We start from the raw sequence: 22598 nt of genomic DNA on the forward strand, positions 1-22598 counted from the left end.
GCGGTGCCGATCAGCCCAGGGCGATGTCCCGCCGGCGGAAGCCGGTGAAACCGGCCGCCAGGAGGACGCCGGCGACACCGGCCAGCCCGACGAGTGGCGCGAGTCGCCACTCCTCGAGCGGCAGCGTCGGGATCCAGGCGATCGGCGACAGGTCGCTCACCCAGCCCGGCCAGTCGAACGACTCGGCGAACATGGTGATCACGAGGAAGAGCCCGACCGCGGCCCACGCCACGGCCGCGGCCAGGCGGGGCAGCAGCCCGAAGAGCGCGACGGCGATGCCGGCGACGACCCAGATGGCCGGGACGTAGGAGACCGCAGCGCCCACCATCCGGCCGAGCGCCGCCGCGTCCCCCGTCTGCGCCACCCGCACCAGCCCGGTGGTCACCCCCGCGGCGGTCATCGCCAGCGCCGAGCCCAGCAGCGCGACCAGCACGTGGCTGCCCAGCCAGGCCGGGCGGCTGGTCGCCGTGGCGAGCAGCACCTCGGCCCGGTCGTCCGACTCCTCGGTGCGGGCCCGGAGGACCGCCGACACCGCGTAGGCCGAGGCCAGCAGTGCCGTGACGGCGAACGTTGTGCCGAGGTAGGCGTCGACGAGCCGGCCGAGGTCGGGGTCGCCGAAGACGGCCAGTGCCTGCTCGTTCCCCGCGATCAGCGTCTCGACCGACTCCGCCAGGGCGCCGTAGACCACGCCGAGCAGGCTGAGCCCGACCGTCCAGGCGATGAGCGCACCGCGGTGCAGCCGGAGCGCCAGCCCGAGCGGGGAGAGGAGTGCCCGCCGCGCGGTGGGCCGGCCGGGCCGGGGCTGCACGAGCCCGGAGCCGAGGTCCCGGCGGTCGAGCAGGGCGAAGCCGGCGACGACGAGGACGGCGGCGACGACGAGGCACAGTGCCAGGGGGGCGGGGGCGTCGTCGGTGAACGGGTGCGTGGCCTGCGCCCAGCCGATCGGCGAGGTCCACACCACCCAGTTGCCCTCGATGTCGCCGATGGCGCGCAGCACGAACGCGACGGCGAACAGCCCACCGACCAGGCCGTAGACGCCGCGGGTGGAACCGGTGGCCTGGGCGGCGACCGCGGTGATCCCGGTGAAGACCAGCCCGCACGCGCCCACCGACGCGCCGAGCACGAACGAGCCGACCGCCGGCAGCCCCGAGGCCGTCGTGGCCGCGCCGATGGTCAGCGCCAGCACGACGCACGCCAGCGAGGAGAGCAGCACGGCGGCCAGCAGCGGCGCGTGCCGGCCGACGCGCGCCGACCGGAGCAGCTCGGTGCGGCCGGCCTCCTCGTCGGCGCGGGTGTGCCGGGTGACGGTGAACATCGCCATCAGCGCGGCGATCAGCATCAGCGTCGCGGAGATCTCGAACGCGACCGCGCCGGCGACGGTGTCCAGCCCGACCGGGGGGCCGGCCAGCGCGATGGTCGCCGCGTTGCTGCCGACCGAGGCCTGGTACGCGGCCAGGTCGGCGGGGGTGTCGTAGAGGGCCTGGCTGGAGACGGACTGCGTGAGCACCATGAAGGTGCCGGCGGCGATCCAGATCGGCAGCCGCAGCCGGTCCCGGCGCAGGGCGAAGCGGAACAGGGCGCCGGTGCCGGCGAGCGTGCTCGATGCGTTGCTCACGACCGCCCCGCCTCCTGGGGAACGGGCACGCCGTCGGCGGCGAGCTCGTCGCCGTAGTGCCGGAGGAACAGCTCCTCGAGGGTGGGCGGGGTGCTCGTCAGGCCGCGCACGCCCAGGGGGGCGAGGTGGCGCAGCACCCCGTCGAGCGCGTCGGTGTCGACGTCGAAGTGCACCCGGCCGTCCTCGTGCCGCAGGTCGTGCACCCCGGGCAGGGAGCTCAGCCCGTCGGCGGGACGCTCGGTCTCCACCGCCATGGACATCCGGGTGAGGTGGCGCAGCTCGGCCAGCGTGCCGCTCTGCACGGTCCGGCCGAGCCGGATGATGCTCACCCGGTCGCAGAGGGCCTCGGCCTCGGCGAGGATGTGGCTGGACAGGAGCACCGTCCGGCCCTCGGCGCGCAGTTCGCGGATGCACTCCTGGAACACGGCCTCCATGAGCGGGTCCAGGCCCGAGGTCGGCTCGTCCAGGATGAACAGCTCCGCGTCGGAGGCGAGCGCCGCGACGAGGGCGACCTTCTGCCGGTTGCCCTTCGAGTAGGTGCGCGCCTTCTTCCGAGGGTCGAGGTCGAAGCGCTCCAGCAACTCCGTGCGGCGCCGCGGATCGAGGCCGCCGCGCAGTGCGCCGATGAGGTCGATCGCCTCGCCACCGCTGATGGTCGGCCACAGCGTCACGTCCCCCGGGACGTAGGCGAGCCGGCGGTGCAGCGCGACGGCGTCGCGCCACGGATCACCGCCCAGCAGCTCGGTCCGGCCCGCGTCGGGGCGGAGCAGGCCCAGCAGCACGCGGATGGTCGTGGACTTCCCGGACCCGTTCGGGCCGAGGAAGCCGTGCACCTCGCCGGAGGCGACCTCGAGGTCGAGGCCGTCGAGGGCGCGGGTGGCGCCGAAGGTCTTCACCAGGCCGGAGACGGAGATGGCTGTGGTCACGGCGGCAGAACCTACACTCATTTCACAAAGTTGTGAAGTTCATTGCGTGCCCGACGGGTCCGGTACCGTGAGGGAGTGACCAGCGTGGATGCGACGGACGAGGAGCGGGCCACCCTGCTCCGCTTCGTCGAGCGGTTCGCCCTGGTCCTGCGGGAGTCGGGCATGCCGCCGATGCCGGCCCGGGTCTTCGCCTACGCCCTCGCCGACGACGCCGACCGCTACACCGCCGCCGAGCTGGCCGAGGGGCTGCAGGTCAGCCCGGCCGCGATCAGTGGCGCGGTCCGCCAGCTGGTGCAGGTCGGGTTCCTCGTCCGCGAACGGGAGCCGGGGACGCGCAGCGACCTCTACGTCCTCGACGACGAAAACCTGTGGACGCGGTTCGCCGGGGCGGAGCTGGCGGCGTTGCAGCGGTTCGAGGACGTCGTCGCGGGGGGCATCGAGCTGATCGGCGTCGACCGCCCGGGCGGGCGCCGGCTGGCCGAGACCCGGGAGTTCCTCGCCTTCCTGCACGAGGTGCTCGCCGAGGCGGTCGCCCGCTGGCCCGCGGAGCGGGTCCGTCGCGTCGTACCCGGCCGCTCCGGCTGACCCGGGGCGCGGGCACCCGCCCGCTGCGCGCCGAGGGGCGCCGCAGGCCGCCGAGCGCCGCCACGGAGAATGGCCGGGTGCCCGCTCCCTCCGTCCGGCCCGTTGCCACCGTCGACGCGGCGCTGCGCGCCGAGCTGCTCGCCTGCTGGACCGACGTCACCAACGCCGGCGGCGCCGTCGGGTTCGTGCCGCCGGTGACGCAGGACGACGTCGTCCCGCTGCTCGACAAGCTCCTGGAGGGCGTCCACTCCGGCCGGGACGTGCTCGCCCTGCTCGAGGTGGACGGCGAGACGGCGGGCTTCGCCAGCGTCGTCGGGTCGCTGAGCCCGCTGCGCCGCCACTGGGGGACGGTGCTGCGGGTGCAGGTGCACCCCTCGCGCCAGGGCCAGGGTCTCGGTCGGGTGCTCATGGACGGGGTGCACCGGATCGCCCGGGACCGGGGCTGGGAATTCCTGCACCTGACCGTTCGCGGGGGCACCGGCGTGGACGGGTTCTACCGGGGGCTCGGCTACCAGGAGGTCGGGCGGCTGCCCGGCGCGATCCGGGTCGCACCGGGCGACGACCGCGACGAGATCGTCATGGCCTGTCCGCTCTGAGCGTCGGGCGGACGGTTCGAGCCGCCGCCCGTCGCCCTCGCGTCAGACCCCTCGCGTCAGACGTCTTGCGTCAGACCTGGACCGGGACCTCGCCCTTGGCCGCCATGCGGGCCCGCATCCGCTCGCGGCTCTCCACGAACTTCGTCGCTTGGGCGTCGAGGCCGGCGAGGAACTCGGCCAGCTGCTCGCGGGCCTGCTCGCCCTCGGGGCCGAGGTCGCTGCGCTCGAAGACCTTCCAGGTGCGCAGGATCGGGCTGACCACCTCGTCGTGGTGCAGCCGCAGGTCGTAGATGCCGGCCTTGGCGATGATCGTGGAGTTCTTCCGGAAGTTGGCCATGTTCGCGCCGGGCATCTCGAAGGTCATGACCTCCTTGGCGACGGCCTTCATCATCTCGTCGGGGTCGATGTCGAACGCCGCCGTCACCAGGTTGCGGTAGAAGATCATGTGCAGGTTCTCGTCGGTTGCGATGCGGGCCAGCAGCTTGTCCGCGATCGGGTCACCGGTGGCCTTGCCGGTGTTGCGGTGCGACACCCGGGTGGCGAGCTCCTGGAACGAGACGTAGGCGACGGCCTCGAGCGGGGTCTTGTCCCCGGAGTCGTAGCCGGTGGTCATGTAGTCCATCCGGGCCCGCTCCAGCTCCACCGGGTCGACGCCGCGGGTGACGACCAGGTAGTCGCGCAGCGCGACACCGTGCCGCCCCTCCTCCGCGGTCCAGCGGCCCACCCACTGCCCCCAGGCGCCGTCCCGGCCGAAGCGGGTGGCGATCTCGCGGTGGTAGCTGGGCAGGTTGTCCTCGGTCAGCAGGTTCACGAACATCGCGGCCTTGGCCGTCGCGTCCAGCCGGGACTGCTCGGGGGACCAGTCCTCGCCGCCGAGGAAGGCGAAGTTGCGCCCCTCGTCCCAGGGCACGTAGTCGTGCGGATGCCATTCCTTGGCCATCCTGATGTGCCGGTCGAGGTTCTCCGCGACCACCGGTTCGAGCTCGGTGAGCACGGCTGCCTGCGGGGATGTCTGGGGCATGGGGACCTCCGGGTCGGCTCGACCTGCGTCGTCGCAACCTACGCCGACGTGGCTCCGGTCGTGCTCGTACGGGTTCCCCCGACGGCCTGTCGCTACCCCTCGATCGGGCATCCGGGAGGAAGCGCCCGCCCGGCCCCGCCGTCCGACCCGAACGGGCCGGCTGCCGTCTCCGGTCGGCGCGCGGGCCGGTTTGGCAGGGTGGGGGCATGACCGACCCGTCCCCCGGCGCTCCCGTCTCACGCAACGCCCGCCGCGAACGCCTGATCGGACTGCTCGTCCTGGGGGTCGCCTTCGTGCTCCTGGTGTCCTCGCCGACCTGGTTCGCCGCCGAGCAGGCGGGCGTGGGCATCGGCCAGCTGGCCGTGGCGGTGGTGCTCGCGGTCGTCGGCGGTCTCCTCGTCCGTCGCGCCACCCGGGGCTGAGTGCTCGAACCGTCGCGCGACGGCCGTTCCGCGCCGCCGGGCCTCCTCGGCCAGCTGCCGCATCGCGGTCACCGACGCCGGCTCGCTCATCCGTCGGGCTCCGAGACCGGCGCCTCGGCGACGACCGCACCCCTGGCGTCCAGGATCCGCACCCGGTCGGGCGTCGGTGACCCCAGCGGACCCACCCCGGCGCCGTCCACCAGCGGCACCGTGGCGTGCAGCCTGCCGTCGGCGAGATAGATCTCGGCCAGGGCGCCGGACTCCGGCCCGCTGATCGTGACCGAGTTCGACGTCGGCACGGCGAACACCCGCTCCAGGAGCGGGGTGCCGGCCGGGGCCAGCGCGACGCGGAACGAGTCCTCCTGCGCCATGTCGAACTGGTCCGTCCAGTAGTCGACGAACGCGGCCCCCGTCGCGCCCGAGGGGAAGGTCACGCCCAGGAGCAGGGTCCGGGTCCCCGGGTCACCGTCCACGGCGCCGGCGGCGAGCAGGGTCGGGCGGAGGTCGCGGAGCGGCAACCCGTACCGCCCGGCGAGCTGTATCGCGGCCTGCTGTAGCACCTCCTCGTGGGCGAGCCCGCGCAGCCCGCGGGGGTCGGCGATCTCCACCGGCTCGTTCCAGGCCCTGGTCAGGTCCTCCTCGGTGGTGTTGGCGCGGTTGAGGGGCCGGCTCTGGCCGGGCCGGGACAGCTCCACGGAGAGGCCTGTCGGCCAGTCGGAGGACCCGCCGAGCGCCAGCGCGCCGGCGCCCTCCTCCATCGGCACCGGTTCCCACTGGTCGACGACGTCGGCCGACGCGGTCACCGTCCGGCCGGTCAGCACCCGGGCCTCGTCCCCGGGCGCGCCGACGACCACCACCATGCGCTGCTCGGGCGCCCCGTACGGGGCGGCGAACAGCTCCGCGGACTCCAGGCCGGGGGCTGGCGCGAGAAGGCCGACCGGGACCATCTCGTCCGGTGCGGCGTCGCGGGGACCGGTGAACCAGGCCTGGACCACGCCCTCCTGTTCGGTCCGGCCGAGGACGAGCGTCACCCGGCTGCCGGCCACCTCACCCGCCCACGCGACCCGGCGGGTTTCGACCGGTGGATCGGGCAGCTCGACGCCCGGCGGCAGCTGGGCGGCGAGCTCCGGAGGGACCCAGTCCAGCTCGCGGACCCCGGCCAGCCACTCCTCGTCCCCGGCGAGCGAGCCGCGCGTCGGCAGGTCGTAGAGGGAGGGCGCCGGGTTCCGGGTCGGGCTGCCCGGCACCGCGACCTCGCCGCCCCGCTCGCCGCTCAGCAGGCCGGAGGTCGTGACCGGCACCCCGACGGCGACCGCCAAGGCCACCAGGCCGCCGACGGCCATGGCCGTCCGGGACCGCCGCTGGGCGCGGTACCGCGCGCGGGTGCGCTCGGCCAGGTCGGCCGGGGGAGGCGCGGTGACGTCGGCGCGGTAGCGCAGGTCTCGCAGGCCGGCTTCCAGATCGCCGTCGGAGATCGTCACGTCAGCACTCCTCGAAGGCGTTGGCGGGGACGGTGGCAGCGAGGGCGGTGCGGAGGCGGGCGAGGCCTCGGACGGTCTGGCTCCGCACGGTGTGCACCGAGCAGCCGAGCAGCTCGGCGGTGGCCGCCTCGCTGAGGTCCTCCGTGTAGCGGAGGACGAGCACTGCCCGCATGCGCGGCGGGAGGGTGCCGAGCGCCTGGGCCATCCGCTCCCGCTCGGCGAGGGCGTCGGTCGCGTCGGGGGTGGCGGGGTCGTGCGCGGGCAGCGACACGATCTCCTGGGTGCTGCGCAACCGCCACCAGCTCGCGGCGCTGGTGACCAGCACCCGGCGCACGTACGGGAAGGGGTCGCCGGAGATCCGTCCCCAGCGGCGGTAGGCCTTCACCAGCGCCGTCTGCAGCAGGTCCTCGGCGTGACCGCGGTCCCTCGTCAGCAGCACGGCGGTCCGGAGCAGCTCACCGGACCGTGCCGCGACGAACGCCTCGAAGGCGTCGTCGTCCGTTCGTCCCACCGGGCCCCCCTCCGTCGTCACTGACTAGGACGGCCGAGGGGTGGGTGGACGAACGCCGCCGTGACCGGATCGTGACCTGAACGGTTCCGCTCGGGCGCCGTTGCGACCCGTGGTGACCCGCACCACACTCACGACGACGCCCGACGGGCGGCGGACGGAGGACCGGGTGAAGCTGGACAAGAAGGAGCTGGTGCGCGTGCTGCGCACCGAGGGGGACAACGGCACGGCCGACCAGGTCGAGGCGCGCCTCCCCGACGAGATCGACACCGACCGGGACGGCGACGCGCTGGCCGCGGTGGGGCTGGACCGGACGCAGCTGATGAGCAAGCTCGCGGGTGGGGGCTTCGGGACGACGCTCACCCCCTGAGCCGGGGACGGCGGTGGCCCGGAACCACGAGCGGTTCCGGGCCACCGGTCGTGCGGGCCTCGTTCAGCCGGTGAAGGGGCGCTCCCGCGCCAGCTCCTCCTTGGCCACGCCGCGGATGTGCACCGCGTCCGGGCCGTCGACGATGCGCAGCGTCCGCGCGCTGGCGTAGAAGCGGGCGAGCACGGTGTCGTTGCTGACGCCCGCGCCGCCGTGCACCTGGATCGCGCGGTCGATGACGTCGAGGGCCACCTTGGGTGCGGCGACCTTGATCGCGGAGATTTCGGTCCGGGCGCCCTTCGCGCCGTACTTGTCGATCAGGTCGGCGGTCTTCAGCACGTACAGGCGGGCCTGGTCGATCTCGATGCGTGAGAGCGCGATGGCCTCCCGCACGGTGCCCTGCTCGGACAGCGGCCGGCCGAACGCGACCCGGTTCTGGGTCCGCTCCACCATGAGCGCCAGCGCCCGCTCGGCCATGCCGATGGCGCGCATGCAGTGGTGGATGCGGCCGGGGCCCAGCCGCGCCTGGGCGATCATGAAGCCGTCGCCCTCGCCGGCGAGGATGTTCGTGGCCGGGACCCGGACGTCGGTGAACCGCAGCTCGGAGTGGCCGTGCTGGTCCTGGTACCCGAAGACCGGCAGGTGGCGGATGATCTCCAGCCCCGGGGTGTCGCGGGGGACGAGGACCATCGACTGCTGCCGGTGCGGCGGCCCGTCCGGGTCGGTCTTGCCCATGACGATGAAGATCTGGCAGCGCGGGTCCGCGGCGCCGGAGGTCCACCACTTGCGGCCGTTGATGACGTACTCGTCGCCGTCGCGGACGATCGAGGTCTGGATGTTGCGGGCGTCGGAGCTGGCGACGTCGGGCTCGGTCATCGCGAAGCCGGAGCGGATCTCCCCCTCCAGCAGCGGGTTGAGCCAGCGCTCCTTCTGCTCGGGCGTGCCGAACAGCATGAGCGTCTCCATGTTGCCGGTATCCGGCGCGCCGACGTTCATCGACTCGGGTGCGATGACCGGCGACCAGCCGGTGATCTCGGCGACCGAGGCGTACTCGAGGTTGGAGAGGCCGCCCAGTTCGTGGTGGAAGAGGTTCCACAGGCCGCGCTTGCGCGCCTCGGCCTTGAGCTCCTCGAGGATCGGCGGGTGCTCGTGGTTGTCGTGGCCGCGCTCGGCGCGCCAGGCGTCGTAGACGGGTTCGGCGGGGAACACGTGCTCGCGCATGAAGTCCCACGCGCGGGCGCAGACGTCCTCGGCCTTGGGCGAGAGAGCGAAGTCCATGCCCGGCAACGTAGCGCCGGACGTGATCGCCGTCGCATCGGGGGTGAGCCGGCCCCGGACGCGGCAGAGCCGGGCCCACCGCTGGATGGCGGCAGGCCCGGCTCCCCGGACGGGTCCTCTCAGGCGCGCGTACGGCGCCCCTCGACGGCGTCGCGCACCGGGCCCAGCGCGATCGCCAGACCGGCCAGGGCGCTGACCAGGTGCAGCCAGTTGTCCGCCCAGTTCAGGCTCAGGAAGTCCCACTCGGCGTTCACGGCGAAGAGGCCGTAGATGAACGCCGCACCGTAGCCGATGGCGAGCAGCCAGCCGTACGTGCGAGCCCCGCTCAGGGTCCGGAACAGGGCCAGGCCCGCCGCGCCGATGACGATGTGCACGATGTTGTGGAACGGGTTGACCTCGAAGCCCAGGATCGTCTCGTTCGTGTCGTGGGCGAAGAAGTCGTCGAAGCCGGTGACGAAGAAGCCGATGATGCCGACCAGCAGATAGATCGCACCGATGGCCAGTGCCAGCATCTGCGGCCAGGTCATGCCCCGCCGGTCCGCTCCGGTGTTGCCTGTTGCAGACATCGTGTCCTCCCATGGGTCGTGAGACCTGCCAGGTTCTTGACAGGTGGCTGCCAGCAGCCCGTTACCCGGGGCTGAGCACGACTAACGAGGGCCACCGGTTCGGGGGACGGCCGTTGCCGGATCGTCACCTGGCGGCGGCCCGCCCGTGGAGCGCGTGACCCGCACCGGTCACGACGGCGGGCCGCGTCGCCGGCGGGGACGTGCGGCGTCGCGGGGTTCAGCCGCGCCCGGGGCGCGGCGTGGCCCTCGCCCGGCGGACGACGAACGGACCGATGGCCAGCAGGTCGACCGGTGCCGAGCCGAAGCACTCCAGGGCGTCCCGGGGGTCGTCGACCATCGGGCGCCCGGCGGTGTTCAGGCTGGTGTTCACGACCACGGGCAGGCCGGTGCGCCGCTCGAAGGCCGAGATCATGCGGTGCACCAGCGGCTCGGTCTCCGGGTCGATGGTCTGGATCCGCGCCGTGCCGTCCACGTGGGTGACCGTGGGGATGCGCTCCCGCCACTCCTCGGCGACGTCGTGGACGAACAGCATGTACGGCGAGGGGATCGGGCCACGGCTGAAGATCTCCGGCGCCCGCTCCAGCAGGACCATCGGTGCCACCGGGCGGAACTGCTCGCGGCCCTTGACGTCGTTCATCCGCTCGAGGTTGGCCTCGAAGCCGGGGTGGGCGAGCAGCGAGCGGTGCCCCAGCGCGCGCGGGCCGTACTCGCTGCGGCCCTGGAACCAGGCGACGATCCCGTTGTCGGCGAGCACCTCGGCGACGGCCTCGGCGACGTCGTCGGGCCGCTCGTAGTCGATGGCCGCCGTCTGCAGGAACTGCTCGATCTCGTCGTCGCTCCACCCGCGGCCGAGCGCCGCCCCGGCCATCGGCTCGGTGCGCTCGCCGAGCTCCGCGGCGACGTGCAGGGCCGCACCCAGCGCGGTGCCGGCGTCGCCGGCCGCCGGCTGCACCCAGACCTGCTCGAACGGGCTCTCTGCGAGGACACGGGTGTTGGCCACGCAGTTGAGCGCGGTGCCGCCGGCCATGGTGAGGGTCTTCTCGCCGGTCTGCTCGTGCACCCAGCGGGCGAGGTCGACCAGCACCTCCTCGAGGCGGGTCTGCACACTGGCGGCCAGGTCGGCGTGGGCCTCGGTCCAGTCCTCGCCCTTGGCCACGCGGGGCGCGAACTCGGCGAAGTCGATCTTCTCGGTGCGGAAGCCGCCGTCGTCGGTCGCGCGGATGAGCTCGGAGAGCTCGCCGAGGAAGCGCGGCTTGCCGTAGGAGGCCATCGCCATGACCTTGAACTCGTCGGAGCTGCGCAGGAAGCCGAGGTGGTCGGTGAGCTCCTCGTACATCAGCCCGAGGGAGTGGGGCAGCGCCTGGCCGGCGAGCACCTCCAGGTGGCCGTCCACGTAGCGGCCGGCCAGGTGGCTGTGCGCCTCCCCGCGACCGTCGAGCACGAGGACGGCGTTGTCCCGCTGCGGCGCGGCCTTGCCCGCGGAGGCGGCGTGGGCCACGTGGTGCTTGACGAAGCGGACCTTCGCCGGGTCCAGCCCGGGCAGGGCGTGGGCCAGGAAGTCCGGCGCCATCTCGGCGTACTTCTTGCGCATGGTGTCGCCGTCGTCGAAGAGCCCGGACTCCTCCGGCGTCCCCATGAGGGACGGGTCGAAGGAGTAGGCGACGGCGTCGAGCTCCTCGGGCCGGATGCCCGCCTCCTTCAGGCACCAGGCCGCCGAGAGCTCCGGCAGTTCCCACGCGCTCCACGGCAGGGGGCGCTTGCCGTGCTTGCGCCGGCTGAACCGCTCCTCCTCGGCGGCGGCCACGATCCGGCCGTCGACGACCAGCGCCGCGGCGGGGTCGTGGTAGATCGCGTTGATGCCGAGGACCTTCACGCTGCGTCTCCTCCTGGCCGGGCTGACGCCTCCCGGTCCGGTCTCATGATCACGCCGGTCCGCCGAGCCCGCACGGCGAGCCAGGCGCGGTCCCTCGGATGGGCAGCGCGGCCGCGGGCCCGTCTGGCAGGGTGCCGGTGTGGATTCCGGGATGCTGGAATGGCGCGGCCGGCGGGTGCGGCACTGGCACGTCGGCGCGGGCCCCGACGTGGTGATGTGCCACGGCACCCCCTGGTCCGCGGAGCTCTGGCGGCCCTACGCCGAAGCGCTCGCCGCCGACTTCACCGTGCACCTGTGGGACATGCCCGGCTACGGCGCCTCCTCCAAGGACGCCGGGCACGCGGTCTCCCTGGACGTGCAGGGTGAGCTGCTGGCGGAGCTGGTGGAGCGGTGGGGCCTGCGCTCCCCGCACGTCGTCGCCCACGACTACGGAGGCGCGGTCGCCCTGCGGGCCCATCTGCTGCACGGGGCGCCCTACGCCTCCCTGGCCCTGGTCGACGTCGTGGCGCTGGCACCGTGGGGATCGGACTTCTTCCGGTTGGTGCGCGCCCACGCCGACGTCTTCGCGGCACTGCCCCCGGCGGTGCACGAGGGGGCGCTGCGCGCCTACATCGCCGGGGCCAGCCATCGCGGGCTGACCGCCGGCCAGGTCGACGAGCTGGTGGCGCCGTGGACCGGCCCCGAGGGGCAGGCTGCCTTCTACCGGCAGATCGCCCAGGCCGACGAGGCGTACACCGACGTGCTGGAGCCTCGTTACCCGGACCTGGATCTGCCGGTGCTCGTGGTGTGGGGCAGCGAGGACACCTGGATTCCCGCTGATCGGGCGCACCGCCTCGCCGCACTGATCCCCGGGGCCCGCCTGGAGCTCCTCCCGGGCGCCGGGCACCTGGTCCAGCTCGACCAGCCGGTGCGGCTCGCGACGACCCTGCACCGGTGGCTGGCGGGGCAGGTCGCCCGTGGCGTCAGTCCCGGGGTCGAGCGGTGAGCAGGTCGTTGTCGAGGACGGCGGCCAGCCCGAGGGTCTTGTAGCCCACCTCGTCGAACAGCACGGTGAGCCGGTCGTCCTCGACCCGCATCACGACGCCGTTCCCCCACTCGCTGTGCTCGACCGGCGTCTCCACCGGGAAGGGCGTGTCCTCGGGCTCGGTGGCGACGTGCTCGTGCGCGGTGCCGGCCGAGCAGTTGTCGCAGTTGCCGCACGGCTCGTCGAGCTGCTCGCCGAAGTAGCCCAGCAGGAACTGGCGGCGGCACTCGGCGGTCTCGGCGTACCCGCGCATCATCTCCACGCGCGACTGGTCGACCTTCTCGTGGTGCTCGGCGAGCTCCCGGGCCTGCTCGGCGGCCTCGCCTGGCGGCGGGGCGCCGTCGGCGGGGTGGGCGGCGCCGTCCTCGTCCAGGACGACGGCCGACACCTGCTCCAGCAGGTTGAGGTCGCGCACCAGAGGGGTCGCGGCCCGGCCGGTCTCCTCGCGGAGCGCCTTGACGTCGACGCCGTCGTCGATGCCCGCCGCGGCGGCGGCCTGGACGAGGCCGGCGACCTGCTGCAGCTCCTCCTCGGCCGGCGCGCCGGCGGCGAAGAACCGGCGCAGCCCGAGGTCCTCCTGCCGGTAGACCAGGACGGCGAGCGCCGGTTCGCCGTCGCGACCGGCCCGGCCGATCTCCTGGTAGTAGCTGTCGAGGGAGTCGGCGGGCTCGGCGTGCACCACGAAGCGGGTGCCGGGCTTGTCGATGCCCATGCCGAACGCGGTGGTGGCGACGACGACGTCCAGCTCGTCGTCCATCCAGGCCCGCTGCGCCTCCTCGCGCTCGGACTTCTTCATCCCGGCGTGGTAGGCGAGCGTGCGGAGCCCGCGCCCGGCCAGCTCGGCGGCGATCTCCTGGGTGCCCTTCCGCGTGGCGCTGTAGACGATGCCGGGGCCACGCCCCTCGCCGACCTCGGCGACCACCCGGTCCAGCACGCCCTGCTCCTTGGCGTGGGCGTCGGCGTAGTGGTCGACCTCCAGCCGGATCTCCGGGCGGTCGAAGCCGGCGACGACGACCTCGGGCTCGCGCATGCCGAGCTGCTCGACGATCTCCGCGCGCACCGGAGGCGCGGCGGTGGCGGTGAGCGCCAGCACCGTCGGGTGGTCCAGCTGCTCGATGACCCCGCCCAGCCGCAGGTAGTCCGGGCGGAAGTCGTGGCCCCAGGCGGAGACGCAGTGCGCCTCGTCGACGACGAACAGCGCGGGCCGGGCCTTCGCGATCACGTCGACGACCTCGGGCTTGGTCAGCTGCTCCGGGGCGAGGAAGAGGAAGCGGACCGTTCCCTCCGCCAGCCCTTCGAGCGCCTCCTGCTGGTCGCCGGCCGACAGCGTGGAGTTCAGCTGCGCGGCCCGCCCGGCGCGCTCCGCCAGCTCGGTGAGCCGGTCGACCTGGTCGCGCTGGAGGGCGATGAGCGGGGAGACGACGAGCACCGGGCCGTCGAGCAGCTGGCCGGCGACCTGGTAGATCGCGGTCTTCCCGGCGCCCGACGGCAGCACGGCGAGGGTGTCCTGCCCGCCGACGACGGCCTGCATCGCCGCCTCCTGCCCCGGGCGGAAGTCGTCGTACCCGAGCACCTCGCGGGCGAACTCGCGGATGCGGCGGGTGCGGACGGAGGCGGTGGCACCGGCGGGGTTGTCGCGCTCGGGGGAGGGAGGCACCGGCTGCCTCTCCCCGCTGCCGGTGCGCGGCAAACGGTGCGCTGGCCCACCCCGCGTTCCCGCGGGAACGCGCGCTCCTCGCGACCGCCCATCGCCTCGAGCGTCCCGCCGTCTTCCGGGGGCCGGCAGAGCCGCTCGCCTGCGCCGGCCGGACGTTCTCGCGGGTCGGCGGGCATCCGCGAGGGGCGAGCGGCGGGGCATGCGGCCCACAATGGGCGCGACCCGCCCCGGCGCGAGCCCGCGCGGCGTCGACGAGAGGAGCACGAGCGGTGTGACGTGGCGGTCGATGGTCAGCCGATCGAGGGTGAGCGCGTCGTCGCACCGCTGCCCCGCCGGGTCGGCTGCCTCCCCCCACTCGCGCAGCTCTGGTGGGGGCGGTGGCCCGGGAACGCGGGAACCTGCAGCCGGGGGGACGGTTCGATGACTGGCGGCGGACGGCTGCGTGTCCGCGACCGGCGGGTCGGTCACGGTGCGGTGATCGCCGTCGCGCTGCTCGTGCTCGCCGGGGGCTGGTGGGCGAGGGCGCGGTGCCTGGGCGGTGGCTGGGTCGACGGCGAGCAGTACTACGGCTACTGCTACACCGACGTCGCTCCGCTGTGGTACGTGCGGGGGCTGGCCGACGGGGCCGGCCCCTACGGGTCCGACCCCCTGGAGTACCCTCCGGTGCTCGCCGTGCGCATCTGGCTTGCCGCCGTCCTCGCCCACGCCCTCCCGGGTGATGCCACGGTCAGCACCTTCTTCGCCACCAACGGCCTGTTCGTGGTGGTCGAGGTGCTGGTCTCCCTGGTGCTGCTCCGGCGATTGGGCCTGTCGCCGCGCAGGTTGCTCTGGTGGGCCGCCGCCCCGGCGCTGTTCCTGTACGCCTTCTACAACTGGGACACCCTGCCGGTGGCCCTGCTGCTGGGGGCGGTCCTGCTGCACCAGCGCGGTCGGCACACGGCCTCCGGGGTCGTCGCCGGCCTCGGTGCGGCCGCGAAGGTGTTCCCCGGGTTCCTGGTACCGCTGGTCGTCCTGGCGCTCCTGGCCCGTCGTCGTCCACGCGCCGCCCTGTTGCACGGCGGTGCCGCGGCGCTGGCGTTCGCCGCGGTGCACGTGCCCGGCTACCTGCTCGCCCCCGAAGGCTGGGATCGCTTCTACGAGTTGAGCCGCCGACGGGCCATGCACGTCGACAGCCTCTGGTACCTGCTCGCGCAGCTGGGTGGCCCGCAGCCCGGACCGGCGGCGCTCGGCGTCGCCAGTCTGCTGGTGTTCGCGGCCGGCGCGGTCGTGGTCGTCGTCCTCGGGATCCGGCGGCGTCCGCCCGAGGAGTGGTGGCAGGTGCTGCTGCCGGTGCTGGTCTGCTTCATCCTCGCCAACAAGGTCTACTCCCCGCAGTACACCCTGTGGCTGGTGCCGCTGATGGCTCTCGTCCTCCCCCGCGCGGCCCCGTTCATCGCCGTGGTGGCCGCCGACGTCCTGGTGCACGCGGTCGAGTTCCCCTTCCTCGCCGGGCGCGCGGGCCACGGGGACGAGCTCCCCTATCCGGTGATGGGTGCGGCCGTCGCTCTGCGGGCCGCCGCCCTGGTGTGGGTGCTCGTCGAGGCGGTGCGCCGCCCGGCAGGGTCACCGCCAGGACGACAGCCAGTACCGGAGGTCGAGGGCGTCCCGAGCCAGCGGGATGCCTAGCCAGATCGGGGCGAAGAAGGCGAAGCAGGCCACCGCCAGGACGAGCAGCGCAGTCCCGACGAGGCGGGGCCTGGGGCCGACCTGGATGGCCCGGACCAGGCCGAGGGCGATGAACGGCACCGCCGGGACCAGGTAGAAGAAGTAGCCCGGCTTGCCCGCGGCCAGCCAGGGGAGCCAGAGCAGGGCCAACGGGACGAGGATCGTGGCCGCGACGCCGTCCCGACGTACCGCGGCCCGCCAGAGCAGCACCGGGTAGGCGAGCAGCGCCGGCCACCACAACGCGGGACTGCCGACCAAGGTGATGCGGGCGACCGTCTGGGGCGGGACCTCGCACTCGCCCGCCTCCTGCTGCCGCGTCGTGCAGCTCTCGGCGTAGGCGAGCACCGGCCGTTCCAGCCACACCCAGCCCAGCGGGTCCGAGCGGTACGGGTGAGTCGCCTCCAGGTTCCGGTGGTAGCTGACGAGATCGACCTGGGTGTCCCACCACGTCGACAGCCGCTCCCCGGCGTCGGCGGAGCAGGCGCCGGGGCCGCAGGCGCGCGAGCCGGCGTAGCTGTCCTCGTAGTTGGCGAACCAGCCCGCGAAGCTCGCGACGTAGACGGCCGCGGGGACGACCAGCAGGCTGAGCACGGCTCCAGCGGTGACGGCGACCGCTCGCTGCGCCGCCCGGCGCGCGCCTTCTCCGCGCCCGGCCAGTTCGGTTCCCAGGACGAGCAGCCCGGCCGCGCCGACGGCCAGCAGGCCGGACCACTTGGTGGCCACCGCCAGGCCCAGCGCCACGCCGGCCAGCCAGCGGTAGGGGGAACCGAGCAGGGACCGGTGGAACGGTTCGCCGGCTCCCCGTGCGGAGCGGCGGGCATCCCGGTCGAGCAGGAGGAGCCAGAACGCCGCGATGACGCACAGTGCGAGCGTGGCGTCGAGCATCGCCATGCGACTGGTCGTCACCGCCAGCCCGTCGAGCGCGACGAGCGCGGCGGCGAGGGCCGCCGGCGCCACCCGCCGGAAGAGGCGCAACCCGCTGAGGTAGACCAGCAGCACCGAGGCGGTCCCGGCCACGGCGACGCCGATCCGCCAGCCGAAGGGCGTGAAGCCGAAGAGCTGGATGCCCAGGGCGATGACCCACTTGCCCAGCGGTGGATGCGCCGGGCGCTCCTCCTCCACCCCCCGGGTCACGTATTCGTACCCGTCCGAGCCGTAGTACTTCTCGTCGAAGAACAGCCGGTCGGGGTCGCCCAGGTCCCACAGCCGGATGGCGGCCGCGAGGACGACCAGGGCCACCGGGACCCACCGCGACGACAGCGGACGGCGCCCGGAGGCGCCGCCCGCTGCCGGCTGGTCCGCCTGGACGGCGGCAGTGCTCACCCGGTCACTCGGTGCCGAACTCGGTCTCGGTCTCGGTGTCGACCTCGGTCTCGGTCTCGACGACCTCGGTCTCGGTCTCGGTCTCGGTCTCGGTCGGCTCGAGGGTCTCGGTGACCTCGGTCTGCTCCTCCTCGGTCTCGGTGACCTGCTCGGTCTCGGTCTCGGTGACCGTTCCGGGCTCGTCCTCCCCGCAGGCCGCGAGGCCCAGCGCCAGGAAGCCGGAGAACGAGGCGGCGGCGACGCCTCGGGTGAGTCGATTCATGTCGCTCTCCTGTCACGTGCGTTCGGCGTGCGTGCGAGCCCGTTCCATGTCCGCTGAGTCCCCGGGTACACGCGATGCCGTGGTCACGAATGCATCACGGTGGATGTCTCGGCGCGATGTCGCAGGAAGTGTGTCGGCTCGGCCTGAACGGGGAAATGCCGCGGGATGATCGCTCCCAGCGTGTGCGTCTGCATTCCCACGTACGAGGAGCGGGAGAGCCTGCCGCGCACGCTGGCGGCCGTCCGGCGTGCGGTGCCCGGGGCGCACGTCCTGGTCATCGACGACAACAGCCCCGACGGCACCGGGGCGGTGGCCGAGGAGATCGCCGGCCGCGACCCGCAGGTCCGGGTTCTCCACCGGCCGGGGAAAGCGGGTCTGGGCCCGGCCTACGTGGCCGGCTTCCGCTGGGCCCTGGCCCAGGGGTTCGACGTCGTCGCCCAGATGGACGCCGACGGATCGCACCGCCCCGAGGACCTCCCGCGGCTGCTGACGGCCCTCGCCGAGGCCGACGCGGTCCTCGGGTCCCGGTGGGTGCCGGGCGGCGCCGTCCGGAACTGGCCGCGCAGCCGGGAACTGCTGAGCCGTACCGCCAACCGGTACGTGCGCTCGGCCCTGCGGCTCCCCCTGCGCGACGCGACCGGCGGCTTCCGGGCCTTCCGCCGCCATGCCCTCGAGCGGGTGGAGCTGGACTCCCTGCAGTGCGAGGGGTACTGCTTCCAGGTCGACGTCGCCCGGCGGCTCGTCGCCGCGGGGCTGCGCGTGACGGAGGTGCCGATCCTCTTCCTCGACCGCGAGCTGGGCGCGAGCAAGATGAGCGGGCGCATCGTGCGGGAGGCGCTCCTGCGGGTGACGGCGTGGTCGCTGGAACCCGTGTTCGCGTGGGGGAGGCGCCACGGCGCCGTGGAGGGCGCCGGCAACGCGGTGCCCGCACCGACGAGGTGATCATGCCCCTGCGGCGGTGGTGTCGGTAGCTGGCGGCGTCAGCGCAGGGGCGAGCGCCGGGGCGCGACGTCGGCGCGCTCGGCCGCGGCCCGGCCGGCGTACCAGCCGCCCGCGTCCACCGAGGAGCGGCTGCGGCCGGCCCGGACCCGCGGGAACAGCTCGGCGGTGCGGGCCGCCACGGCCTCCTGCCGCGAGCGCAGCACCGGGAGCAGGTCCGCGCCCCGCTCCGCGGCCGCCTCGGCGGTCGCCCGCCGGCGCGCCGCGACGAGCCGCTCCCCGATGCGGTGGGCGTAGCCCAGCAGGAACGCGCGGCGGAACGACCGCGAGGCCGGGCGGCGGCCGTCCTGCCGCTCGGCGGTGGCCAGCGCCTGGGCGACCTGGAGCAGCAGCGAGGTGAACAGCAGCTCCACCGCGTCCAGATCGGATCGGATGCCCACCAGGGTGGCGATGCCCAGGCCCTGGTACCAGACCAGCCGCACGTCGTTGGCCTCCGCGACGGCGCCCAGCAGCTGCGTCTTGGCCCGCGCGTACGGGTCGGCGAGGTGCACCCGGCGGGTGTCGACGTCGGCGCCGGACGGTGGGCCGCCGTCGAGCAGGGCCGCATCCACCGCGTGCCGGGTCATGAGCTCCTGCGCCTTGGCCGTCAGCGCCTCGGCCTCGTCGGGGAACCCGGTCGACTCCGCCTTGGCCAGCAGTGCGCGGATGCGCCGCAACGCCCGGTCGTCGTCGCTCGCGGAGCGCCGCTCGGCGCGCGGCCGGGCGGCGCCCCACCGTGACGGCGGCGGCACGAGGAGCTCGATCCGGGCGGTGGTGCGCAGCATCCCGGTCAGCTGCAGCGCGATGCGCCACGCCTCGGCCGGCACCCGCCGCTCGGACCGGTGCCAGGCGGTGACCGTGGCATCCCCCGTGGCGCCCCCGGCGTCCAGCGCTCCCAGCTCGCGCAGCTGGTCGACCCAGCTCTCCGGCGCCCGGGACACCGCATCGGTGCGGCGCGCGTGCTCGGCGACCAGCGCGACGAGCAGTGGCACCGACGCCGCACCCACCTGGCGCCGGGCCGCGTGGGCGACGTCGGCCGGCTGCCAGCCGCGCTCCCAGGTCTCGTCGAGCGCGTCGAGCAGGGCTCGCGTGACCAGGCCGCCGTCGTCGAGGCCGACCCCGCGCGTGCTCAACGTGGCCGCCAGCTCCGCGGCGACCCCGGCGTCGGCGAGCGCCGGGGCCCGGTGCTGGAGCAGGTCCGCGAGGGAGGCGTCGTCGATCACGACCGGCATGCTGCCCGCCCGCGCCGACGCTCGCCCGGACCGGCTGTGGACGACACCCGCCGTCCACAGCCGCGGCTAGGGTCTGGCCGTGGCCGCCACCTACCGCATCGCCGAGGCGGCGACGCTGCTCGGCGTCAGCGACGACACGGTGCGGCGCTGGGTCGACGGGGGTCGCCTGCCGGCGCGCCGGGAGGGCGGGGGGCCGGCCGTCGTCGACGGCGCCGACCTCGCCCGGCTGGCCACGCAGCTGCGCGAGGCGCCCGAGCCCGGGACCACGCCGTCCTCGGCGCGCAACCGGCTCGCCGGCATCGTCACCAAGGTCGTCCGCGACGGCGTCATGGCCCAGGTGGAGATCCAGGCGGGCCCCTTCCGCATCGTGTCCCTCATGTCCCGCGAGGCGGCCGACGAGCTGGGGCTGGTGGTCGGCGTCCGGGCGGTCGCCACCGTCAAGGCCACCCAGGTCAGCGTCGACGTGCCGTAGTCCGCATCTGCGGATCTCTCAGCCCACTGCCTTGTGGAGATGCGGGGATCGCTGCTCTGATGTTCCGCAGGCGCGGCCATCGGAGCCGTCGCCCGGGAGGGGCTCATGCGTTCGCGTCCGCTGCTCGCGCTGCTCGCGGCGGCGCCCCTCCTCGCCGGCTGTGCGGGGGAGGGGCCGGACGGCGACCGGTCCGGCGGCACGCTCACGGTGTACGCCGCCGCGTCGCTCGTGGACGTCTTCGACCGGCTGGAGGCCGAGTACCGCGAGCGCCACCCGGACGTGGAGGTGGACATCGGCTACCTCAGCAGCGCGGCTGCCGCGGCGGCGATCAGGCAGGGCGCGCCGATCGACGTCTTCGCCTCCGCCGACGAGCGGCAGATGCAGCTGGTCGTCGACGCGGGCCTGGCCGAGGAGCCGCAGGTTTTCGCCGCGAACGTGCTGACCCTCGCCGTGCCCGAGGGGAACCCGGCCGGCGTCACCGGGCCTGCCGACCTGGCCCGCGAGGAGCTGGCCGTCGCCCTCTGCGCGCCCCAGGCGCCCTGCGGTGCGGCCGCGGAACGGCTCCTCGCCGCCGTCGGCGTGACCGCCCGCCCGGACACGTACGAGGAGGACTCCCGCGCCACCCTGCAGAAGGTCGAGCTCGGCGAGGTCGACGCGGCGCTGGTCTACGTCACCGACGCGGCCGCCCGGCACCACGCGGTCGACGCGATCGAGGTGCCGGAGACCGGGGCGGCGGTCAACCGGTACCCGATCAGCGTGCTGGCGGACGCCCGGAACCCGGAGGCGGCGCGCGCCTTCGTCGACCTGGTGCTGTCTGCCGAGGGCCGCGAGGTGCTGCGGGACGCGGGGTTCCGGGCGCCGTGACCCGCGAGACCGCCCGCGTCCCGGCGCCGCTGCTGCTGCCCGCCGCGCTCGGCGTCGCCTTCCTGGTGCTGCCCCTGGTGGGTCTGGTGGTGCGGACGCCGTGGTCCCAGCTCGGTGCCCAGCTCGCCGCCCCGGGGGTGGGGGAGGCGCTGCGGCTGTCGTTGGTGTCGGCGACGCTCGCCACGGCGCTGTCGCTGCTGCTCGGCGTCCCCCTGGCCTGGGTGCTGGCCCGCTCCCGGGCGCGCGGCCGCTCGGTGCTGCGCGCGCTGGTGACGGTGCCGCTGGTCCTGCCGCCGGTCGTGGGTGGCGTCGCGCTGTTCCTCGTGCTGGGCCGGCAGGGGATCGTCGGCTCCTGGCTGCACGACGCCTTCGGGATCACCATCCCGTTCACGACGGCGGCGGTCGTCATCTCCCAGACGTTCGTCGCGATGCCGTTCCTCGTGATAAGCGTGGAGGGGGCCCTGCGCGCCGCCGACGCCCGGTTCGAGGACGTCGCCGCCACCCTGGGCGCCGGCCGCTGGACGACGTTCCGCCGGGTCACCCTGCCGCTGGTCGCGCCCGGGGTCGCGGCCGGTGCGGTGCTCTGCTGGGCCCGGGCGCTGGGCGAGTTCGGCGCCACCATCACCTTCGCCGGCAACTTCCCCGGCACCACGCAGACGATGCCGCTGGCGGTGTACCTGGCGCTGCAGCGCGACCCGGACGCGGCGATCGTGCTCTCGATCGTGCTGCTGGCCGTCTCGCTGGCCACGCTGCTGCTGCTCCGGGACCGCTGGCTCGGCCGGGGGGCGGCGTGAGCCTGGCCGCGACGGTCGCCACCCGCCGGGGAGCCCTCGACCTGCGGGTGGACGTCGAGGTGGCAGACGGCGAGGTGCTGGCGGTGCTGGGCCCGAACGGGGCGGGGAAGAGCACCTTCCTGCGCGTCCTGGCCGGGCTGGTGCGGCCCGATGCCGGCCGGGTCGTGGTCGACGGCGAGATCTGGGACGACGCGGGCACGTCGCGCCCGGCGCACGAGCGGGCGCTGGGCATGGTGTTCCAGGACGCCCTGCTCTTCCCGCACCTGAGCGTGGCCGACAACGTCGCCTTCGGCCTGCGGGCGCGCGGGGCCGGCCGGGCGGCAGCCCGGACGGCCGCGGCGGGGTGGCTGGCCCGGGTCGGGCTCGACGGGCTGGGCCCGCGGCGGCCGGCAGAGCTCTCCGGGGGCCAGGCCCAGCGGGCGGCGCTGGCCCGCGCCCTGGTCGGAGACCCGGCCCTGCTGCTGCTCGACGAGCCGCTGTCGGCGCTGGACGCGCGCACCCGGCTGGCGGTCCGGGCCGAGCTGCGCCGGCACCTGGCCGGCTTCCGCGGCAGCACGGTGCTGGTCACCCACGACCCGGTGGACGCGATGGCGCTGGCCGATCACGTCGTCGTCCTCGAGGAGGGACGCGTCGTGCAGGCCGGCACCCCCGCGGAGGTGGCCCGCCGACCGCGCACCGACTACGTGGCCCGGTTGGTCGGGCTCTCGCTGCTGCCCGGCGCCGGCGAGGGCCGGCTGGTGCGCCTCGACGGCGGGGCGGTGGTGGCGGTGGCCGAGGAGGCGCGCGGCCCGGTGTTCGCGGCGGTGCGCCCCGAGTCGGTGGCGCTGTATGCGTCGCGGCCCGACGGCAGCACCCGCAACCTGTGGCGGGAGCGGGTGGTGGGGGCGACTCCGCACGGCGCCACGGTGCGCTGCGAGCTCGCCGGCGAGGTGCCGCTGGTCGCCGACGTCACCGCCACCTCGTTCGCCGAGATGGGGCTCGCCCCCGGCGTGGAGGTCTGGGCGGGCGTGAAGGCGTCGGAGGTCGCCGTCTACGCCCGCTGAGCACGCT

General features: G+C 74.5%; 23 protein-coding genes. 11 read left to right on the forward strand and 12 right to left on the reverse strand.

Going from position 1 to position 22598, the window contains the following annotated elements; translation table 11 throughout:
- Positions 1-10: 10 nt before the first annotated feature.
- Both ACI8AP_RS15105 and ACI8AP_RS15110 read right to left on the reverse strand, forming a co-directional pair.
- Positions 11-1615, reverse strand: a complete 1605-nt coding sequence (locus ACI8AP_RS15105) for an ABC transporter permease (RefSeq protein ID WP_456590177.1) — start codon at positions 1613-1615, stop codon at positions 11-13.
- Positions 1612-2541, reverse strand: coding sequence for an ABC transporter ATP-binding protein (locus tag ACI8AP_RS15110; protein ID WP_456590178.1), 930 nt, complete (start codon positions 2539-2541; stop codon positions 1612-1614). Before ACI8AP_RS15110 ends, ACI8AP_RS15105 begins: the two co-directional genes overlap by 4 nt.
- Positions 2542-2616: 75 nt before the next feature.
- Between ACI8AP_RS15110 and ACI8AP_RS15115 the strand changes: the two genes are divergently transcribed.
- Together ACI8AP_RS15115 and ACI8AP_RS15120 are read left to right on the forward strand one after the other, a co-directional pair.
- On the forward strand, positions 2617-3126 hold the full coding sequence (locus ACI8AP_RS15115; RefSeq protein ID WP_456590179.1) for a GbsR/MarR family transcriptional regulator: 510 nt from the start codon (positions 2617-2619) through the stop codon (positions 3124-3126).
- Positions 3127-3203: 77 nt separating this feature from the next.
- Positions 3204-3722 (forward strand): N-acetyltransferase family protein, encoded by a 519-nt coding sequence (locus ACI8AP_RS15120; protein ID WP_456590180.1) that lies wholly within the window; start codon positions 3204-3206, stop codon positions 3720-3722.
- 70 nt (positions 3723-3792) lie between these two features.
- Here the strand turns inward: ACI8AP_RS15120 and ACI8AP_RS15125 are convergent, their stop codons facing one another.
- The gene (locus ACI8AP_RS15125) at positions 3793-4743 is read right to left on the reverse strand and encodes an acyl-ACP desaturase (RefSeq protein WP_456590181.1); all 951 of its coding nucleotides are present in this window, start codon (positions 4741-4743) and stop codon (positions 3793-3795) included.
- Between the two features lie 206 nt (positions 4744-4949).
- Here ACI8AP_RS15125 and ACI8AP_RS15130 point away from each other — a divergent pair, with 206 nt between their 5' ends.
- Positions 4950-5165, forward strand: coding sequence for a hypothetical protein (locus tag ACI8AP_RS15130; protein ID WP_456590182.1), 216 nt, complete (start codon positions 4950-4952; stop codon positions 5163-5165).
- A gap of 86 nt (positions 5166-5251) precedes the next feature.
- On the opposite strand, the gene ACI8AP_RS15135 is transcribed toward ACI8AP_RS15130, so the two are convergent.
- On the reverse strand, positions 5252-6646 hold the full coding sequence (locus tag ACI8AP_RS15135; protein ID WP_456590183.1) for a hypothetical protein: 1395 nt from the start codon (positions 6644-6646) through the stop codon (positions 5252-5254).
- Position 6647: 1 nt separating this feature from the next.
- A complete protein-coding gene (locus ACI8AP_RS15140) occupies positions 6648-7157 on the reverse strand; it encodes a SigE family RNA polymerase sigma factor (protein ID WP_456590184.1) in 510 nt (169 codons plus the stop codon).
- Positions 7158-7269: 112 nt separating this feature from the next.
- On the opposite strand from ACI8AP_RS15140, the gene ACI8AP_RS15145 reads away from it, so the two are divergent.
- Positions 7270-7524 (forward strand): hypothetical protein, encoded by a 255-nt coding sequence (locus ACI8AP_RS15145; protein WP_456590185.1) that lies wholly within the window; start codon positions 7270-7272, stop codon positions 7522-7524.
- A 63-nt stretch (positions 7525-7587) separates the two neighbouring features.
- Here ACI8AP_RS15145 and ACI8AP_RS15150 read toward each other — a convergent pair whose 3' ends face one another.
- The 3 genes from ACI8AP_RS15150 to ACI8AP_RS15160 all read right to left on the reverse strand — a co-directional run bounded on the left by ACI8AP_RS15150 (position 7588) and on the right by ACI8AP_RS15160 (position 11238).
- Complete coding sequence (locus ACI8AP_RS15150) at positions 7588-8799, reverse strand: acyl-CoA dehydrogenase family protein (RefSeq protein ID WP_456590186.1); 1212 nt, start codon at positions 8797-8799, stop codon at positions 7588-7590.
- 119 nt (positions 8800-8918) lie between these two features.
- A complete protein-coding gene (locus ACI8AP_RS15155) occupies positions 8919-9365 on the reverse strand; it encodes a DUF4383 domain-containing protein (RefSeq protein WP_456590187.1) in 447 nt (148 codons plus the stop codon).
- A gap of 217 nt (positions 9366-9582) precedes the next feature.
- On the reverse strand, positions 9583-11238 hold the full coding sequence (locus ACI8AP_RS15160; RefSeq protein ID WP_456590188.1) for a carbamoyltransferase family protein: 1656 nt from the start codon (positions 11236-11238) through the stop codon (positions 9583-9585).
- A 151-nt stretch (positions 11239-11389) separates the two neighbouring features.
- Here ACI8AP_RS15160 and ACI8AP_RS15165 point away from each other — a divergent pair, with 151 nt between their 5' ends.
- Positions 11390-12223, forward strand: a complete 834-nt coding sequence (locus ACI8AP_RS15165) for an alpha/beta fold hydrolase (protein ID WP_456590189.1) — start codon at positions 11390-11392, stop codon at positions 12221-12223.
- Here the strand turns inward: ACI8AP_RS15165 and ACI8AP_RS15170 are convergent.
- Positions 12201-13919, reverse strand: a complete 1719-nt coding sequence (locus ACI8AP_RS15170) for a RecQ family ATP-dependent DNA helicase (RefSeq protein ID WP_456590190.1) — start codon at positions 13917-13919, stop codon at positions 12201-12203. The two genes, ACI8AP_RS15165 and ACI8AP_RS15170, sit on opposite strands and share 23 nt — an antisense overlap.
- 420 nt (positions 13920-14339) lie before the next feature.
- Between ACI8AP_RS15170 and ACI8AP_RS15175 the strand changes: the two genes are divergently transcribed.
- Entirely contained in the window at positions 14340-15584 is a 1245-nt protein-coding gene (locus tag ACI8AP_RS15175; protein ID WP_456590191.1) for a glycosyltransferase 87 family protein, read from the forward strand.
- On the opposite strand, the gene ACI8AP_RS15180 is transcribed toward ACI8AP_RS15175, so the two are convergent.
- Both ACI8AP_RS15180 and ACI8AP_RS15185 read right to left on the reverse strand, forming a co-directional pair.
- Positions 15522-16946 (reverse strand): phospholipid carrier-dependent glycosyltransferase, encoded by a 1425-nt coding sequence (locus ACI8AP_RS15180; RefSeq protein ID WP_456590192.1) that lies wholly within the window; start codon positions 16944-16946, stop codon positions 15522-15524. The genes ACI8AP_RS15175 and ACI8AP_RS15180 overlap by 63 nt on opposite strands.
- A gap of 4 nt (positions 16947-16950) precedes the next feature.
- Positions 16951-17208, reverse strand: a complete 258-nt coding sequence (locus tag ACI8AP_RS15185; protein ID WP_456590193.1) for a hypothetical protein — start codon at positions 17206-17208, stop codon at positions 16951-16953.
- A gap of 165 nt (positions 17209-17373) precedes the next feature.
- Between ACI8AP_RS15185 and ACI8AP_RS15190 the strand changes: the two genes are divergently transcribed.
- Positions 17374-18150 carry a polyprenol monophosphomannose synthase gene (locus ACI8AP_RS15190; protein WP_456590194.1) on the forward strand — a complete coding sequence of 259 codons (777 nt, stop codon included), beginning with the start codon at positions 17374-17376 and terminating at the stop codon, positions 18148-18150.
- 38 nt (positions 18151-18188) lie between these two features.
- On the opposite strand, the gene ACI8AP_RS15195 is transcribed toward ACI8AP_RS15190, so the two are convergent.
- Positions 18189-19409, reverse strand: a complete 1221-nt coding sequence (locus tag ACI8AP_RS15195) for a DUF2786 domain-containing protein (RefSeq protein WP_456590195.1) — start codon at positions 19407-19409, stop codon at positions 18189-18191.
- An 88-nt stretch (positions 19410-19497) separates the two neighbouring features.
- On the opposite strand from ACI8AP_RS15195, the gene ACI8AP_RS15200 reads away from it, so the two are divergent.
- The 4 genes from ACI8AP_RS15200 to ACI8AP_RS15215 all read left to right on the forward strand — a co-directional run bounded on the left by ACI8AP_RS15200 (position 19498) and on the right by ACI8AP_RS15215 (position 22591).
- Entirely contained in the window at positions 19498-19890 is a 393-nt protein-coding gene (locus ACI8AP_RS15200) for a TOBE domain-containing protein (RefSeq protein WP_456590196.1), read from the forward strand.
- A 105-nt stretch (positions 19891-19995) separates the two neighbouring features.
- On the forward strand, positions 19996-20754 hold the full coding sequence (gene modA / locus ACI8AP_RS15205) for a molybdate ABC transporter substrate-binding protein (protein ID WP_456590197.1): 759 nt from the start codon (positions 19996-19998) through the stop codon (positions 20752-20754).
- Entirely contained in the window at positions 20751-21548 is a 798-nt protein-coding gene (locus ACI8AP_RS15210; RefSeq protein WP_456590198.1) for an ABC transporter permease, read from the forward strand. Before modA ends, ACI8AP_RS15210 begins: the two co-directional genes overlap by 4 nt.
- Positions 21545-22591, forward strand: a complete 1047-nt coding sequence (locus tag ACI8AP_RS15215; RefSeq protein WP_456590199.1) for an ABC transporter ATP-binding protein — start codon at positions 21545-21547, stop codon at positions 22589-22591. The genes ACI8AP_RS15210 and ACI8AP_RS15215 overlap by 4 nt, the downstream gene beginning before the upstream one ends.
- Positions 22592-22598 lie beyond the last annotated feature (7 nt).

It is taken from the genome of Blastococcus sp. SYSU DS1021 (genome assembly GCF_054050995.1).